At 73.8% G+C, this 16,100-nt stretch carries 14 protein-coding genes; 9 read left to right on the top strand and 5 right to left on the bottom strand.

Features of this window, described 5'->3' with window-relative positions; genetic code table 11:
- The first annotated feature begins 103 nt into the window (after positions 1–103).
- From mscL to ACGF12_RS24015, 5 genes are all read left to right on the top strand, one after another.
- Complete coding sequence (mscL, locus tag ACGF12_RS24035; protein WP_393033632.1) at positions 104–553, top strand: large conductance mechanosensitive channel protein MscL; 450 nt, start codon at positions 104–106, stop codon at positions 551–553.
- A gap of 459 nt (positions 554–1,012) precedes the next feature.
- The gene (locus ACGF12_RS24030) at positions 1,013–1,807 is read left to right on the top strand and encodes a DUF6643 family protein (RefSeq protein ID WP_393033629.1); all 795 of its coding nucleotides are present in this window, start codon (positions 1,013–1,015) and stop codon (positions 1,805–1,807) included.
- Between the two features lie 255 nt (positions 1,808–2,062).
- A complete protein-coding gene (locus tag ACGF12_RS24025) occupies positions 2,063–2,938 on the top strand; it encodes an MOSC domain-containing protein (protein ID WP_393033627.1) in 876 nt (291 codons plus the stop codon).
- Between the two features lie 293 nt (positions 2,939–3,231).
- Complete coding sequence (locus ACGF12_RS24020) at positions 3,232–5,661, top strand: right-handed parallel beta-helix repeat-containing protein (protein WP_393033624.1); 2,430 nt, start codon at positions 3,232–3,234, stop codon at positions 5,659–5,661.
- 43 nt (positions 5,662–5,704) lie between these two features.
- The gene (locus ACGF12_RS24015) at positions 5,705–6,016 is read left to right on the top strand and encodes a DUF6191 domain-containing protein (RefSeq protein WP_393033622.1); all 312 of its coding nucleotides are present in this window, start codon (positions 5,705–5,707) and stop codon (positions 6,014–6,016) included.
- Positions 6,017–6,128: 112 nt separating this feature from the next.
- Here ACGF12_RS24015 and ACGF12_RS24010 read toward each other — a convergent pair whose 3' ends face one another.
- Positions 6,129–7,259 carry a PLP-dependent cysteine synthase family protein gene (locus ACGF12_RS24010; protein ID WP_393033620.1) on the bottom strand — a complete coding sequence of 377 codons (1,131 nt, stop codon included), beginning with the start codon at positions 7,257–7,259 and terminating at the stop codon, positions 6,129–6,131.
- Between the two features lie 134 nt (positions 7,260–7,393).
- Complete coding sequence (locus ACGF12_RS24005) at positions 7,394–8,569, bottom strand: ROK family protein (protein ID WP_393033711.1); 1,176 nt, start codon at positions 8,567–8,569, stop codon at positions 7,394–7,396.
- Positions 8,570–8,685: 116 nt separating this feature from the next.
- On the opposite strand from ACGF12_RS24005, the gene ACGF12_RS24000 reads away from it, so the two are divergent.
- Entirely contained in the window at positions 8,686–9,918 is a 1,233-nt protein-coding gene (locus ACGF12_RS24000) for an MFS transporter (protein WP_393033617.1), read from the top strand.
- Positions 9,919–10,101: 183 nt separating this feature from the next.
- Positions 10,102–10,677 carry a HutD family protein gene (locus tag ACGF12_RS23995; protein WP_393033614.1) on the top strand — a complete coding sequence of 192 codons (576 nt, stop codon included), beginning with the start codon at positions 10,102–10,104 and terminating at the stop codon, positions 10,675–10,677.
- A 71-nt stretch (positions 10,678–10,748) separates the two neighbouring features.
- Here ACGF12_RS23995 and ACGF12_RS23990 read toward each other — a convergent pair whose 3' ends face one another.
- Complete coding sequence (locus ACGF12_RS23990; RefSeq protein ID WP_393033708.1) at positions 10,749–11,693, bottom strand: esterase/lipase family protein; 945 nt, start codon at positions 11,691–11,693, stop codon at positions 10,749–10,751.
- Between the two features lie 150 nt (positions 11,694–11,843).
- Between ACGF12_RS23990 and ACGF12_RS23985 the strand changes: the two genes are divergently transcribed.
- Positions 11,844–13,157 (top strand): PucR family transcriptional regulator, encoded by a 1,314-nt coding sequence (locus ACGF12_RS23985; protein ID WP_393033611.1) that lies wholly within the window; start codon positions 11,844–11,846, stop codon positions 13,155–13,157.
- Positions 13,158–13,324: 167 nt separating this feature from the next.
- On the opposite strand, the gene ACGF12_RS23980 is transcribed toward ACGF12_RS23985, so the two are convergent.
- Entirely contained in the window at positions 13,325–14,080 is a 756-nt protein-coding gene (locus tag ACGF12_RS23980) for an acyltransferase (protein ID WP_393033608.1), read from the bottom strand.
- Between the two features lie 213 nt (positions 14,081–14,293).
- Here ACGF12_RS23980 and ACGF12_RS23975 point away from each other — a divergent pair, with 213 nt between their 5' ends.
- Positions 14,294–15,103, top strand: a complete 810-nt coding sequence (locus tag ACGF12_RS23975) for a maleylpyruvate isomerase family mycothiol-dependent enzyme (protein WP_393033605.1) — start codon at positions 14,294–14,296, stop codon at positions 15,101–15,103.
- 91 nt (positions 15,104–15,194) lie between these two features.
- Here the strand turns inward: ACGF12_RS23975 and ACGF12_RS23970 are convergent, their stop codons facing one another.
- The gene (locus tag ACGF12_RS23970; RefSeq protein ID WP_393033603.1) at positions 15,195–15,968 is read right to left on the bottom strand and encodes an enoyl-CoA hydratase family protein; all 774 of its coding nucleotides are present in this window, start codon (positions 15,966–15,968) and stop codon (positions 15,195–15,197) included.
- Between the last annotated feature and the right edge of the window lie 132 nt (positions 15,969–16,100).

The raw sequence follows: 16,100 nt of genomic DNA, 5'->3' as shown, positions 1-16,100 counted from the left end.
AACGCGGTTGGACCTCGGCCCGGACCGCTCGGCAGGATGTCCGGCCGGGGCTACCCCGCGCCGCCCCATCTCCCCCTTCCCCGTTCGGATTTGGAGTCACCCGGTGTTCAAGGGATTCCGCAGCTTCCTGCTGCGCGGCAACGTGGTGGACCTCGCGGTCGGCATCGTGATCGGCGCGGCCTTCACCGCCGTCGTCACCGGGTTCGTCAGCGCCTTCCTCACCCCGCTGGTCGGGGTCGCCGCCGGGGCGGTCGGCGACTTCACCCAGAAGACCTTCGAGGTGGGCGGCACCAAGTTCCCGTACGGCCTCTTCGTCAACGCGCTGATCGGGTTCGTGCTGGTCAGCGCGGTGATCTACTTCGCCGTGGTCGTGCCGGTCGGCAAGCTGCAGGCGCGCTTCGAGGCGGCCGAGCCCGCGCCGGCCGCCAAGGCGGACTGCCCGGAGTGCCTGAGCTCGATCCCGGCCGCCGCGATCCGCTGCTCCTTCTGCACCTCCGAGGTCGCCGCCCGACCGGGCCTGCCCGCGCAGAGCCAGGCGCTGCAGTCGCGCTGACGGCCCCGCAGTCGTCGTCCGGCTCATCAGCCCGGCCCATCCTGCGGATCGAGGTCCGGATCGAGGTCCGGGCGCCCGGATCGACGTCCGGCTCACCCCCGGATCGACGTCCGGATCGCCCGCTCTGGGCTCTGACGGGAAATTTATTCCCGAAACATTCACGAGCCCCCGTCCTGCCGCCGACAGGGGCTCGAATGCGCCGGCGCACGCCCCGTCCGCAAAAGTTTCTCCGCAGCGTCCACAGCCGTCTACCGCCCGGTCACCACAAGGTCTTGTGGCGGCCGCGTCCGGGTACTGTTCGATCACTGACTGGGTGTCAGAGCTGTCCGGAACTGGGTGCCGATATGTCCGTTCTTCCTACTTTCGAAACCTTTGTGCGAGCGAAGACTGTGTAAACACTCGAACTGCTCCCCCTCCCACTCTCCTCAGCAGGCGCATTGTGGGCTTACCGTATGCCCCATGACCTCGCCCCGCTCCTACGACGGAGTCGGCTACCCCTCTCCGTCCTTCTCCTCCGGCACGCCGATTTACGACAGCCTCGTGGCTGAGCGCGGCGTCCCCCAGATCGCACCCATCAACGTGCCGGCCGCCCTGCCGCCGGCGCTGTCGTCCGGATACGGAACAGGCGTCGGCCCGTCCTACGAGAACCGGTACGGCAACGGGTACGAGAGCGCCGGCAGCAACCTCCCCGCGCTGCCGCCCGCCCGCCTCGCCCTGGGCCCCGGCCCGAGCAGCGGCCCCTCCGCCGGCCCCGCCACGGCGTACATCCCGGCGCAGCCCGCTCCGGCGTACGCCGCCGCCCCGCAGCCGGCGGTCCCCGGTTACGGCGCCCCCCAGCCGTACCAGCGACCGCAGCCCGGCGCCCCCGCGTTCGCGCAGACCGCCAGCGGCGGCTACCAGCCGACCGGCGGCCAGAGCTTCGGCGGCCAGAACACCTTCATCGGCCAGGGCGGCCCGCAGACCTTCGGCGCGCAGCCGACCGGCGGCCCGGCCGGTTTCGGCCACGGCCAGCCCGGCGGCCAGCCGCAGGGCGGTCCGCAGAGCTTCGGCGGGCAGCAGTCCTTCGGCGGCCCGAACCCGGCCGGCCCCGGCTTCCAGGGCCAGGGCGGCGACCAGGGCTTCGGCGGCGCCCAGCTGCGCCCGGCCATGGCACCGGTCGCGCCGGTCCGCCCGATGCAGCCGCAGCGCCCGGGCCCGTACGGCGAGCCGGCCAACTTCCAGGGCGGCTACCAGCCGCAGGGCCAGGGCTACTGAGCCGCTGGCATCCCGGGGCCGAACCCCCATCGGCCCACACCCGCACCACCTGAGCACCACCCGGCGACCCCTGAACGCCGGGCGAACGGAGAAACGGGTCATCCACGGACCGCCCGGAACGCCCCCCACGGCGTCCCGGGCGGTCCGTGCGCTCAGGGGGAGGTCCGGAGGGCGCGGGCGTGCGGGGGGTCGTGCGCGTGCGGGGCGGTCCGGGGGCCGTTCGGATGCCCACCGCGCTGCTGGCAGGATGGGGGAATGCGCCTCACCGGACTCCACGTCTACCCCGTCAAGTCGATGTACCGCCTGAGCCCGGACACCGCCGCGGTCCAGCCCTGGGGGTTGGCCGGAGACCGCCGCTGGATGCTCGCCGACCCCACCGGACGCTTCGTCAGCCAGCGCGAGAACGCCGCGCTCGGGCAGATCCGGGTCGCCCTGCTGCCCGACGGCGCGCTGTCGCTGACCGCCCCCGACGGCTCCCGGATCGAGGTCACCGCCCCCGCCGTCGCGGCCGGCGACCCGCTCGCCGAGGTCGAGGTCTGGGGCACCCGCTTCCGCGCCGTCGAGGCCGCCAAGGATGCGCACGAGTGGATCGCCGAGCACCTCGGCGACTACCGCCTGGTGCACCTGGACGACCCGCGCGCCCGGCCCGTCGACCCCGAGTACGGCCGGCCCGGCGACACCGTCTCGATGGCCGACGGCTTCCCGCTGCTGCTCACCACCACCGCCTCCCTCGACCGGCTCAACGAGTTGATCGCCGCCGAGCACCCGGAGGGCCACGAGGCCCTGCCGATGGAGCGTTTCCGCCCCAACGTGGTGGTCGGCGGCTCCGAGGCCTGGGCCGAGGACGGCTGGCGCCGGATCCGGATCGGCTCGCTCACCTTCAAGGTGGTCAAGCCCTGCGGCCGCTGCGTGATCACCACCACCGACCAGGAGAGCGGCGAGCGACGCGGCCCCGAGCCGCTGCGCACCCTGGCCCGGCACCACCGGCTGCTGCGCAAGGCCGCGTTCGGGCAGAACCTCATTCCCGAGCGCCCCGCCGGCGTCGAGGGCGACGTGCTCGGCACGCTGCGGCTCGGCGACGACGTCGAGGTGCTGGAGGACGGGGCACACTGGCCGGCCGACGGGCGCTGAGCGCCCGCCCGTGCCCCGGGTCGCACGCTCGTTCCGGCTCATCGGCATGCGCACCGCTCCCGGGGCGTCCGCACCCGCTCCACTTCCGGTGCTCCGGTACGGAACCCCGACTGTGCGCGCTCGTTGAACAAGTGGTCGGAACCTGTGGCCGCGATGGGCGCTACCGGTGTCCGCGCGACCGAGGGCGGCCGGAGCACCCAGACTGGCGCGCTACGGTGGGCGGACGGCCCGCGCACCCCGCGCGTACGGCCCGTTGATCGCCGGCACGACGAAGGTGGGGACGACAGACCGTCATGGCTGAGCACAGGGTCCGGGTCACCCAGGACAGCGCATCCCGCTGGCGTCGCCGCGCGGGCGAGTACGACACGCTCGCGGAGGCCCTGGCGGCCGCCGAGGCGGGCGACACCGTGACCGTCCGGCCGGGGACCTTCCGGGAGAACGTGCTGCTGGACAAGCCGGTGACGATCGTTCCGGCCCAGGGCCCGGGCACCGTCCGGATCGAGCCGACCTCCGGGGTGGCACTCACCGTCACCGCCGCCGCGACCGTGCGCGACCTGGTGATCGAGGGCGGCGACAGCTCAACCCCGGCCGTGCTGGTCACCGGGCCGCAGGCGACGCCCGCGTTCAGCGGCTGCCGGGTCGAGACCCGCTCCGCCACCGGGATCGAGGTCACCGACGGCGCCCGGCCGACCCTGCGCGGCTGCTTGGTCGCCAACCCCGGCGGCCTCGGGCTGCGACTGCGCGGTGAGGGCACCGCCGCCGCCTTCGAGGACTGCGAGGTCGCCGCGGCCGGCCAGGCCGGGCTCGCCGTCCTCGGCGGCGCGACCGCCGCGCTGGACCGCTGCCGCGTCCACCACGCCTCCGGCGCCGGGGTGCTGCTCTCCGACCCGGGCAGCGCGGCCGAACTGACCGGCTGCGAGATCTACGAGATCCGCGGCAGCGGCGTCCAGGCCGAAGCCCAGGCGGGCGGGCGGCTGGTCGACTGCGAGATCCACCGGGTCACCGGCAACGGTCTGACCCTGGACGGCGAGGCCGAACTCGTGCTCACCGGCTGCCGGGTGCACGACCTGCCGGAGAACGGCGCCGACCTGCGCGGACGCTCCCGGCTCAGCCTCGCCCACAGCACCGTGCGGGACTTCGGGCGCGGGGCGCTGTCAGTCTGGGACCAGGGCACCGAGGCCGTCGCCGAGTCCTGCCAGATCCACGGTTCCACCGGCGAGTACCCGGCACTGTGGGTCAGCGACGGCGCCCGGCTCACCCTCACCGACTGCTCGCTGCACGACCTGCCGGACGCGCTGTTCGTCCTCGATCGGGACTCCGCCGCCGTCGCCGAGGGCTGCTCGTTCAGCCGGATCCGCAGCTCTGCGGTCTCGGTCAGCGGCGGGGCCACGGTGTCCCTGGCCGGCTGCCGGGTGCAGGAGGCCGGAACCGGGCTCTGGTTCCGCGACCACGGCAGCGGCGGACTGCTCACCGGCTGCGAGATCTCGGACGTGGCCACCGGCGTCATCGTCACCAAGGGCGCCGACCCGGTGCTGCGCGACTGCACCGTGCGGGCCAGCACCGACGCCGGGGTGTACGTCTCGGCGCAGGGGCGCGGCACCTTCGAGGACTGCCGGGTCTCGCACGGCAAGGGCTTCGGCTTCCACATCATCGACGGGTGCCGCACCCAGCTCACCCGGTGCCGGGCGGAACAGAACGAGCGGACCGGGTTCGAGTTCTCCGAACCGGGCCCGGTCACCGAGGGGTGCACCTCGGACGACGTCGGGCCGACTGCCGCCGCGGGCTCGGCCGCCGAGGTTCCGGCCCCGCGGGCAGCCCAACTAGGCGCCGCGGTACCCGTGTTGGCCGCTCCTTCGGGCGCTTCGGCCGCCCCGGCCGGTTCCGCGATCGCGCCGATCCCGAACTGCCGGCCGGCCGACGAGGCGCTCGCCGAACTGGACTCGCTGGTCGGGCTGGCGACGGTGAAGCAGGAGGTGCGCACCCTGATCGACCTGATCTCGGTCGGCCGGCGCCGCCGCCAGGCCGGGCTCAAGGCGCCGTCGCTGCGCCGCCATCTGGTCTTCACGGGCGCCCCCGGAACCGGCAAGACCACCGTCGCCCGGCTGTACGGCGAGATCCTCGCCTCGCTCGGGGTGCTCCAGCGCGGACACCTGGTCGAGGTGGCCCGGGTCGACCTGGTCGGCGAGCACATCGGCTCCACCGCGATCCGCACCGCCGCCGCCTTCGACCGGGCGCGCGGCGGGGTGCTGTTCATCGACGAGGCGTACGCACTCGCGCCCGAGGACGGCGCGCGGGACTTCGGGCGCGAGGCGATCGACACCCTGGTCAAGCTGATGGAGGACCACCGGGACGAGGTGGTCGTCATCGTGGCGGGCTACACCGCCGAGATGGAACGCTTCCTGTCCGCCAACCCCGGTGTCTCGTCACGCTTCTCACGCACCATCACCTTTTCCGACTACACGGCGGACGAGCTGCTGGAGATCGCCCGGGCGCAGTGCGCGGAGCACGAGTACGCGCTCTCCGAGGCGACCGAGGGCGCGCTGCTGGAGCACTTCGCCCGACTGGAGCGCGGCCCCAACTTCGGCAACGGGCGCACGGCGCGGCAGGTGTTCGAGACGATGGTCGAGCGCCACGCGGTACGGGTCGCGGCGCTGGCCGACCCGTCGACGGAGGAGCTGCAGCTCCTGGTGCCGGGGGATCTGCCGACGGTGCCGCTGCCGTAGGGGTCCTGGGAACTCGCCGTCGACGGCGGGACGTTGGGCACGCATGAGCACGCTTCTGACGGGTGCGGCAGGCGGGTTGCTGCTGCCGGCCGGGCTGGTGGTCCTGTTCTTCCTGGGCGCGGTGGTACGGCGACTGCGCGCCCGTCCGGCGGCGGATCCGGCCGGTGGGCGCGGTGCGGGTGCGACCGCGACGGAGGAACTGCATGCGCTGCTGTATCCGAGCAAGCGGGTGCAGCTGGAGCAGCGGCGGATCGAGCTGGTGTTGCGGGACGACGAGCACGACGGCGCGCCGAAGCGCACGGAGATCGACCTTGCGGGTGGGCGGGCGGTGCTCCGGCGGCCGAGTGACGACTGACAGCTGGCAGTCGGCAGCTGGCAGTCGGCAGGCTTCAGCGAACAGATAACAGGTTTCAGATTTCAGATTCTGTCTGCTGAAATCTGTTATCTGTTCGCCACCTGACGGAACGTCAGCCTATCCAGGCGCCGCCCTTCAGGAAGGACTCCAGGGCGGCCCGGTACGGCGCGATGTCGATCCGCTCGCCCGCCAGCCAGTCGTCCGAGTAGTACTTGTCCAGGTAGCGGTCCCCCGGGTCGCAGATCAGGCTGACCACGCTGCCCGTGTGCCCGGCCGCCCGCATCTCGGCGACGATCCGCAGCGCGCTCCACAGTCCCGTTCCGGTGGAGGCACCCGCCTTCTTGCCGAGCACCTGCTCCAGCACCCGCACCGCGGCGATCGAGGCGGCGTCCGGCACCTTCATCATCCGGTCGACCGCCCCGGGAACGAAGCTCGGCTCCATCCGGGGCCTTCCGATGCCCTCGATCCGGGAGCCGCTGTCGCAGACGGCGTCCGGATCGTGGTTCACCCAGCCGTCGAAGAAGCAGGAGTTCTCCGGATCCGCCACGCAGATCTGGGTGTCGTACTGCATGTAGTGCACGAACCGGGCGATGGTCGCCGAGGTGCCGCCGGTGCCGGCGGTGGCGACGATCCAGGCCGGCTCGGGGTGCGGTTCCAGGCGCAGCTGGGCGAAGACCGACTCGGCGATGTTGTTGTTGCCGCGCCAGTCGGTGGCCCGCTCGGCGTAGGTGAACTGGTCCATGTAGTGCCCGCCGGTCTCCTCGGCGAGCCGGGCGGAGGCCTCGTACACCTCGTCCGAGCGCGCGACCAGGTGGCACTCGCCGCCGTGGAACTCGATCAGGTCGATCTTGGCCTGACTGGTGCTCTTGGCCATGACCGCGATGAACGGCACCCCGATCAGCTGGGCGAAGTACGCCTCGGAGACGGCGGTGGAGCCGCTGGAGGCCTCGATCACCGGCTTACCCGGGCGGATCCAGCCGTTGCAGAGCCCGTAGAGGAAGAGCGAACGGGCCAGGCGGTGCTTGAGGGAGCCGGTCGGGTGGGTGGACTCGTCCTTGAGGTAGAGGTCGATCCCCCACTCCGTCGGCAGCGGGAAGCGCAGCAGGTGGGTGTCGGCGGAGCGGTTGGCATCGGCCTGGACCTTGCGCACCGCCTCCTTGAGCCAGGCGCGGTACTGCGGGTCCGAGCGGTCGACGTCGACGGTCGGCTCGATGCCGGGGATCCCACCGGGCTGGGTGCTCATTGGTCACTACTCCCTCGTTGCGGCCCCCCACTGCTCACTACGAGTGTACGAGGGTCACGATAAGTGACCGTTTCCAGAAGCCCAGCTTCCGCTTATCGCCCCTTCGACAATACGGACAACACGGACACCCCGTCCTACACGGGCACCGACTGCGGATCGGCCAGGTACGGCCCCCAGCCCAGCTCGGCCGCACCCGCGAGCGCACCGTGCGCCAGCTCGGCCCCGACGATCGGCACCCGCCCGCTGCGCCCCCACAGGCAGCGCTCGGCGACCACCGCGCGCAGCCGGTCGGGGGCGGCCTCCAGCAGGTCGAGGTGGAGGCCGCTGAGCACCACCCGGTCCGGGTTGAGGATGTTGGCGACGCCCGCCAGCCCGAGCCCGAGCCGGTCGATGACGTGCTCCACCGCCGCCCGCGCCCGCTCATCGGTGGCGGCCGACCAGCACAGCTCGCGGGCCTGGTCGAGCAGTGGGCGGCCCGGTTCCGGGGTGAGCCCGGCGGCGGCGAACAGCGCGTCGGGGTCGGTCTCGGAGTTGAGACAGCCCCGGTTGCCGCACACGCAGGGGCGGCCCTGCGGGTCGACGGTGAGGTGGCCGACCTCCAGGGCGAGTCCGGCGCTGCCGGTGTGCAGGTTGCCGTCGATCACCAGCGCGCCGCCGACACCGCTGTGGCCGGAGGTGACCAGCAGCAGGTGGCGGGCGCCGCGCCCGGCGCCGTGGCGGTACTCGGCGAGCGCGGCGAGGTTGGCATCATTGCCGACGAAGGTGGGCAGCGGGCGCAGGACGTTCGGACCGTGGTCGGCGCGACCGACCTCGACGTCGTACAGGTCCGCGACCGGGGTGCCGCTGGGCCAGGCGAAGTGCAGCGCGGCCAGCGCGGTGCCGTCCGGTTCGGTGACGGGGTTGGGCAGCGCGAGCGAGGCGGCCAAACAGCGGCGGTCAGTGGAGCGGGCCAGTTCGGCGCCCGCCTGGGCGACCGCGCGCAGCATCCGGACCGGGTCGGTGGCGGCGGGCAGCGGCAGGTGGACGGGCGGGTCGAGCAGTCCGCCGAGGCCGACCAGGGTGACGCTCAGCTGGTCGGCGTGGATCTGCCCGGCGACCACCACCGGACCCTGGGGGTCGATCGCCAACCGGTGCGAGGGCCGGCCGCGGCCGCCTCCGGCCGGGCGGGAGTCGACGGCGATCAGGCCGAGCGCCTCAAGTTCGGCCGTGACCGCCCCGGCAGTGGCCCGGGTGACGTCCAGCGCACGGGTGAGCGCGGAGCGGGTGGGCGTCTGGCCGGTGTGGATGAGCGAGAGCGCGGGGCCGAGCAGCGTCCGACCGCGGTCGGGGGCCGCGCGGCGGTGGGCGTCGCGCGGCGCGTCGGGGTCGGTCCCGGAGAGGGGCCTCGGGCTTGAAGGTGAGAGCTGCACGCCCCTATTGTGACTTTGTGCCGCTTCGAAACAAAATCCGTTCCCACCCGCGCCCCGACGACTCCCTCATCCAGTCTCGCAGCACAACCCCGGCGACCGACAGTCCCTGGAGCCCCGCGCGGCTCGCACTCACCGCCTTCTTCGCCGTCGACGGCTTCCTCTTCGCCGCCTGGGTCGTCCGCATCCCGGACGTCCGCAGCCAGGTCAGCGCCTCGCACAGCACCCTCGGCCTGGCCCTGCTCTGCCTGTCCATCGGAGCCGTCCTCACCATGCCGCTGGTCGGCCGGCTCTGCCTGAGGTACGGCTCGCGGCCGGTCACCGTCGGCTCGCTCGCCCTGCTCAGCCTCGCCGTCCCCCTGCCCGCGCACGCCCACTCGGTGCTCTCGCTCGGCGGCGTACTGCTGCTGTTCGGCGCCGGGTACGGCGGCGCCAACGTCGCCATGAACAGTGCCGCCGTCGACCTGGTGGCACAGCTGCGACGGCCCGTCATGCCCAGCTTCCACGCCGGGTACAGCCTCGGCGGGCTGCTCGGCGCGGGCCTAGGCGGACTGCTCGCCGACCAGCTCACCACCGCCTGGGCGCTCGCGCTCGGCGGTCTGCTGGGCCTGACCGTCACCGTCGGCGCGGGCGTCGTGCTGCTGCGCAGCCCGGCGGCGCCGATGGTTACGCCGGAACGTTCCGCCAAGGACTCGGCGGACCGGTCGGCCGGGGGCCACGCCCGGCTGCTGGTGCTGCTGCTCGGCCTCACCGCGCTGTGCACCGCGTACGGCGAGGGCGCGATCGCCGACTGGACCACCCTGCACCTGACGGACGACGTCCACGCGAGCGCCGGAACGGCCGCCGCCGGGTACGCCGCGTACGCCTTCGCCATGACCAGCGGACGGGTCGGCGGCACCTGGTTGTCCATCCGGCTGGGCCAGAACCGGCTGATGCTGCTCGGCGGACTGGCGGCGGCGGTCGGCATGCTGGTCGCGGCGCTGGCCCCGGCGGTACCGGTCGCGATCGGCGGCTTCGTGCTGGTCGGCCTCGGTCTGGCCAACCTGTTCCCGCTCGCCATCGCCCGGGCCGGCGCGACGGGCGGCCCGCAGGGCGTCGCGCTCGCCTCGACGCTCGGGTACGGGGGGATGCTGATCGGGCCGGTGGTGATCGGTTTCCTCGCCGACGCGGCCGGACTGCCGCTGGCCCTGACCACGGTGGCCCTCGCGGCGACGGCGGCGGCGTTCCTGCCGTTGGTGGTGGGGCGTCGCTGACGGGCTGCGGGTTGTCGGGGGGCGGGGTAGTGGCGGACAGATGACGGCGAACAGATAACAGCGAACAGATGACAGATGACAGATTTCACCATCTGTTATCTGTTCGCTGTTAGTCACCCCAGCCCCGCCCCCGCCCCCGCCCCCGCTGCCGCACCCGCCCCAAAGGTGGCAGGATGCGGCCCCATGACGACCACCGGACGCATCCAGGTACTGCGCGCCAGCGAGCGCCCCGCCACCGCGTGGCTCAACGGGGGCGGGGTGACCAGGGAGGTCGCCGGGTTCCCGGCCGGGGCCGGGCTGGACGCCTTCGACTGGCGGGTCAGCCTCGCCGACGTCGCCTCCGCCGGGCCCTTCTCGCCCTTCCCCGGCATCGACCGGGTGATCACCCTGGTCGAGGGCGCGGGCATGACGCTCACCGTGGACGGCATCGAGCAACTGGTCGACGTACCGTTGCGCCCGTTCGCCTTCCCCGGCGACGCCACGACGGACTGCCGACTGCTCGGCGGCCCGGTGGTGGACTTCAACGTGATGACCCGTCGCGGCCGGGTCGAGGCCACCGTCGACCTGCGCAGCGGGCCCGGCCCGGTGGAGGTCCCGCCCGCGGCGACCGTCCTGCTGGTCTGCCTCGCCGGTTCGGCGACCCTCGACGGCACCGAACTGGCCCGCTTCGACGCCGCCCTGCTGACCAACCCCGGTCCGTACGAGCTGCGCCCGGCCGACGGCACCACCGCCGCCGTCACCTTCCGCACCGCCCGCTGAGGAACGCGACCGCCCGTGCCCCCGGGGCAGCCGGGGGCACGGGCAGTCACGGCGATCGCCGCAGCGAGCGCTCAGCCGCAGAGCACCGGCGTGGCGTGCGCCGGGTCCAGGGCGTTGGTCACCAGGTGCAGCGCCGTCGGCGAGAACGCGATCGCCACGTGCTCGGCGAGCGTGATCGGGCAGTGGTCCTGCAGCACCTCGTTGTCGACGTCCGGCCCGTTCAGGAACTGGGTCTGCCACGGGGTGACGACCTCGTCGTACACCGTCGAGATCACCGTGTAGCTCACCCCGGGCACGGTGTCGGGCCGGGACGCCATGGTCCGGTTGAAGTCGGAGCCCACCGCCTGGTCACGGCAGGCCTGGCAGACCGTGTAGATCAGGTCCGTGACGCCCGGGAAGTACGGCGCGAGCTTGGTGATCCCGTCGAGCGTCGTGCCGTGGTTGGACGGCGCCAGGCCGACCAGCTTGTCCACCTTCGAGGCCCCGCCGAGGAACTTCAGGTAGTAGTTCGGCAACATGCCGCCCTGCGAGTGTCCGACGATGTCGACCTTCGCCGCACCGGTCGCGTTGCGCACCAGGTCGACGAAGTTCGCCAGTTGGGCCGCCGAGGCGGGCACCGGCCCGAGCCCGCCGATCGGCAGCAGCAGGCCGCTGCCGGTGGAGGTGATGCCGGGGATGGTGCCGTAGTCGAGGGCGAAGACGCAGTACCCGAGGCCCTTCAGCAGCGGGGAGAGCGCCAGCCAGTTCTCGTAGCGGTTGGCGAAGGTGCCGTGCACCAGGACCGCCGGGTTGGGGTGCGCGGCGGTCGGTCGGCAGTTCCAGTCGTTGGCGCCGGGCGGCGAGGCCACCGAGTCTCCGTCGGGCGGCAGTTCAGCAGCGGCGGTGACGTCCGGGCCTGCGGCGGCCGGGCTCGCGGCGGCCGCCGGAGCGGCCGAGGCCGGGCCCGCCGTCGCCCCCGCCAGCAGCGCGCCCGCCAGCAGGGCCGCGCCGAAGGCTCCGCCGAGCCGACGGCGCAAGGGAGTTGCGGGGAAGCGGAGAAGTGGGGTTCTCAACTGTTGCCTCCACAGTGGAAGTTTGTTACCAACAGGTAACCCGAGTGGCTCAATCATGCGGTCGCCCCTCCGGCCCGGCCCTTGGGCGTTCCCCAGACCTGGACGGTGTTCTCTGTGACCGGTCACAACGCACCCCACTGCACGCCCCCGGACACCCCCGGAACCACGCCGACCTGGCGCGTACCGGTGATCGGCGGCCGCCCGGCCGACCAACTACTCCTCGGCGGCGTCCGCGAGTTGGCCGAGGGCGTGGTCGCCGCCCTACTGGACCGCGTGCCGGTCTACCGCCGCCTCCCGCGCGAGCAGCTCACCGGCGAGCTCACCCGGGACACCGAACGCCGCATCCGCGCACTCGCCCACGCCGTCCGCACCGGACTCCCCGCCCCCGCCGAGGAGTTCACCGCCGTACGGGCGGCCGCCGCGCGCCGCGCCGAGGAGGGCCTGCCGCTGGACGCCGTGCTGCTCGCCCACCACCTCGGGCTCGAAGTCTGCTGGGAGTTCGTCACCCGGGACGCCCACGCCGGTGACGCCGCCGACCTGCTGGTGCTCAACCGGCAGCTGCTCGACCAGCTCCGGCAGGCCACCACCGCCGCCGGCGCCGGCTACCTGGACGGCCGGCGCCCGGCCGGAGACCGACACTCCACCGCCCGGCAGTCCCTGCTCTCCGCGCTGCTCGCCGGCACCCCCGCCGAGGAGGCCGCCGCCCGGGCGGGCGTCCGGCTTCCGGCAGGCTACGCGGCGCTCTGCCTGTCCCTCGCCGACCACCCGGACGAGCACGCCCCGGGCGTCGACCCGGCCATCGCCGCCCACCGCAAGCTGCGTCGCTTCGCCGCCGAACTCGACCACCGAACCCGGCAGTCGGCGCTCACCGCGCTCACCCCATCGGGCGGCCTGGTCCTGGTCCCGCTCGACCCGGAACCCGAGTCGGCCGACGGCACCGCCCCCGAAGCCCCCTGGCCGCAGCTCACCGCCACCCTCACCGCCGCGGCCCGCGCCGCCGGGGCGCCCGTGCTGGCCGGAGCGGCCGCCGCGGTACCGGCCGAGGTGCCGGGCGCCGCCGCGCTCGCCTACGAAGTCCTGGACGTGGCAAGGGCCTTCGGCCGACCGGCCGGTCTGCACCGACTCGACGACGTGCTGCTGGAGTACCAGCTGACCCGGCCCAGTCAGGCCCGCTCCCGGCTCGCCGCACTGCTCGAACCGCTCGCCGACGGCGGGGAGTTGCTCACCACCCTGCGCACCCACCTGGCCGGCGGCCTCAACCGTCGCCACACCGCGAGCGCCCTGCACCTGCACCCGAACACCGTGGACTACCGGCTGCGCCGGATCGCCGTCCTCACCGGCCTGGACCCGTCCCGCCCGGCCGACCTCCTGCGGATCACCGCGGCCATCGCCGCCCGCGCCGCCGAACAGTCCTCCCCGGCGCGCTAGTTACACCGGGCACCCGCACCGCCGGGAACGGCTACGCGGGTGCCGTGGTGACGAACGGGGATCAGCGGTACAGCGACGCGTGGGCCCCACCCAGGAGTTCAGGCTGGACCAGGTCCGCGGCCCGACGACGACGTCCCGCCCGGTGCCGGCACACCGCTGGACGGCCCTCAGCCCTGCTCCCCCGGCAGCCGCAGGTCCCAGCCCACCAGAGCGCGCAGCTGCTCCGCCGTCACCCCGTCCGGCACCGGCCGGGGCGGCCCGTGGCGCAGCGGCGGCTGCCAGCCCTCCTCCTCGGTCCAGCGACGCACCACCTTGGCGGGCGCCCCGGCGACCACACAGTGGGACGGCACCTCGCCGCGTACCACGGCCCCCGCGGCGACCACCACGTTGCGCCCGATCCGTGCCCCCGGCATGATCACCGCGCCGGTGCCGATCCAGCTGCCCGCGCCGATCTCCACCGGTTCGTTGCGCGGCCACTGCTTGCCGATCGGCAGCTCGGTGTCCCGGTACTCGTGCGCCTGGTCGCTCACGTACACGCCGGGCCCCGTCCAGACGTCGTCGCCGATGACGATCGACTGGTGGCCGACGATGTGACTGTCCCGTCCGATCACGCAGCCGCCGCCGATCCGCACGATCGGCTCCGGCCCGAGGTCGAGGCCTGGCAGGAAGCCCGCGCTGATGGTGACCCGCTCACCGATGATCGAGAACGGTCCGATGGTGATCCATTGCTCGTTGAACACCGCCCCGAGCGGGAAGGCGAGGGTCGTGCCGTCCCCCAGCTCGCCGAACCGGTACGGGCCCGGGTTCCGGTTGGTGACCGCGCCGGTCCGCTGCACCCAGCGCCAGCCCCGGTGGACGAGGCGTCCGGCGGCCCGGCGGCCACCGGTCCGGACGGCGGAGAGAAGCGAACGGGTTATCGGCATGCGCTCACGTTACCGGCCCGTAGCGTCCGCCCGGTCGCCGGGAGGTCGACATCACACCAGCCCCACCGGCCCCAGCCGTACCGATCTCACCCGCCTCACCCGCACCGGCCTCGCCTGCCCCACCGCGCCGGCCTCACCCGCCGCGCCCGCGCCGACCCCAGGGCCGTCCGAAATCCGCCACCGGCGGCGGGCGGCGGTGAAAGACTCCGTCCCATGGAGATCTCCGCACACATCGACGCGCTGCGCCACGAGGGCACCCTGCTGACCGAAGCCGCCGCCCGCACCGACCTCTCCGCCCCCGTACCGACCTGCCCGGACTGGCGGCTGGGCGACCTGCTGCGGCACGTCGGCCACGTCCACCGCTGGGCCGCCACCTACCCGTCGAGGGGCCTGCGGGCACCGCTGGACCCGGCGGGCGAGCAGGAGGCCGTCGGACCGGCGCCCTCGGACGCCGCACTGCTCGACTGGTTCCGCGAGGGCCACGCCACCCTGGTGGCGACGCTCACCGAGGCCCCGGCCGAGGTGGAGTGCTGGAGCTTCCTGCCCGCACCCAGCCCGCTGGCCTTCTGGGCCCGGCGTCAGGCGCACGAGACCGCCGTCCACCGCTTCGACGCCGACGCGGCGGCCGGCTCGCCGGGCCCGGCCGTGGACACCGCGCTCGCCCTGGACGGCATCGACGAGCTGCTGCGCGGCTTCATGGTCCGCAGCCGATCGAAGGTGCGCAGCGACCGCCTGCGCACCGTCCAGGTCCGGACGACCGACGGCCCCGGCTCCTGGCACCTGACCATCACCCGCGAGCCGCTGTCCGTCAGCACCGAGGAGCACCCCGAGCCGGCCGACCTGACCCTCACCGGACCGGCCCGCCAGCTCTACCTGCTGCTCTGGAACCGGCTGACGGTCGAACAGGTCGAGCGGAGCGGGCGGTCCGAGCAGGCGGAGCCTGCAGAGCAGGCCGGGCAGGTCGAGGTCAGCGGCGACCGGGACCTGCTCGACCTCTGGCGGGACACCGCGGCGATCGGCTGACCCCGGGCGAGTCAGCCGATCCCGAGCCGAGTCAGCCAGTCCGGAGCCGAGTCAGCCGGGCCCGAGCCGGCGCGGCCGGTCGTACGCCGACTCAGCGCACCCAGGCAGCGGGCCGCTTCTCCAGGAACGCCCGCATGCCCTCCTGTGCCTCCGCCGAACCGAACAGCCGCGCCGACAGCTGCACCAGCTCGTCCGCGTCGCGCTGGAAGGAGCGCACCACCTCGGCGTTGGCCAGCCGCTTGGACTCGGCCAGCCCCTGCGGCGAGCCCTGGCGCAGCGCGTCCAGCAGGCCCTTCAGCACCACTCCGGTGTCCTCGGTGGACTCGGCGGCCCGGGTGAGCAGACCGATCCGGGCCGCCTCGGCGGCGTCGAAGACCTCGCCGGTCAGGTAGTAGCGGGAGGCGGCGCGCGGGTCCAGCTTGGGGCGCAGCGGCAGCGAGATGACGGCGGGCGCGAGGCCGAGCCGGACCTCGGTGAAGGCGAAGGTCGCGGCCGGTCCGGCGATGGCGAGGTCCGCCGCGCCGATCAGGCCGAGTCCGCCGGCCCGGGCGTGCCCGTCGACCACGGCGATCACCGGCTTGGTGCAGTCCACGATCGCCTTCTGCAGCTCGACCAGGCCGCGCGGGCCGACCGTCGGGTCCGCGCCGGTCGCCTCGGAGAGGTCCGCGCCCGCGCAGAACACCTTGCCGGTGTGGGTGAGCACCACCGCGCGGACGTCCCGGTTCGCCGCCGCGACCGCCAGTCCGGCGTGCAGCTCGGACATCAGGCGGGAGGAGAGCGCGTTGCGGTTGTGCGGCGAGTCGAGGGTGAGCGTGGTGACGGCATCGACGGTGCTGACGCGAACGAGGGGCTCTGCGCTGGTCATCGGAGTGGGCCTGCCTTCCGGCTGAGGGTGGGTCGGACTGCGGGCGCGGGGCCGGGGTGCCCGGACCGCGCCCGGACGACTCTGGCACGCCCACCCGCCCCTCGGCCAGAGCCAACCGCACCCCGGCCGACG

It is taken from the genome of Kitasatospora sp. NPDC048296 (genome assembly GCF_043201815.1).
Lineage (GTDB): Bacteria > Actinomycetota > Actinomycetes > Streptomycetales > Streptomycetaceae > Kitasatospora.
Note: the sequence above shows the minus strand (reverse complement) of the source record. Positions and strands in the feature narration are given on the sequence as shown.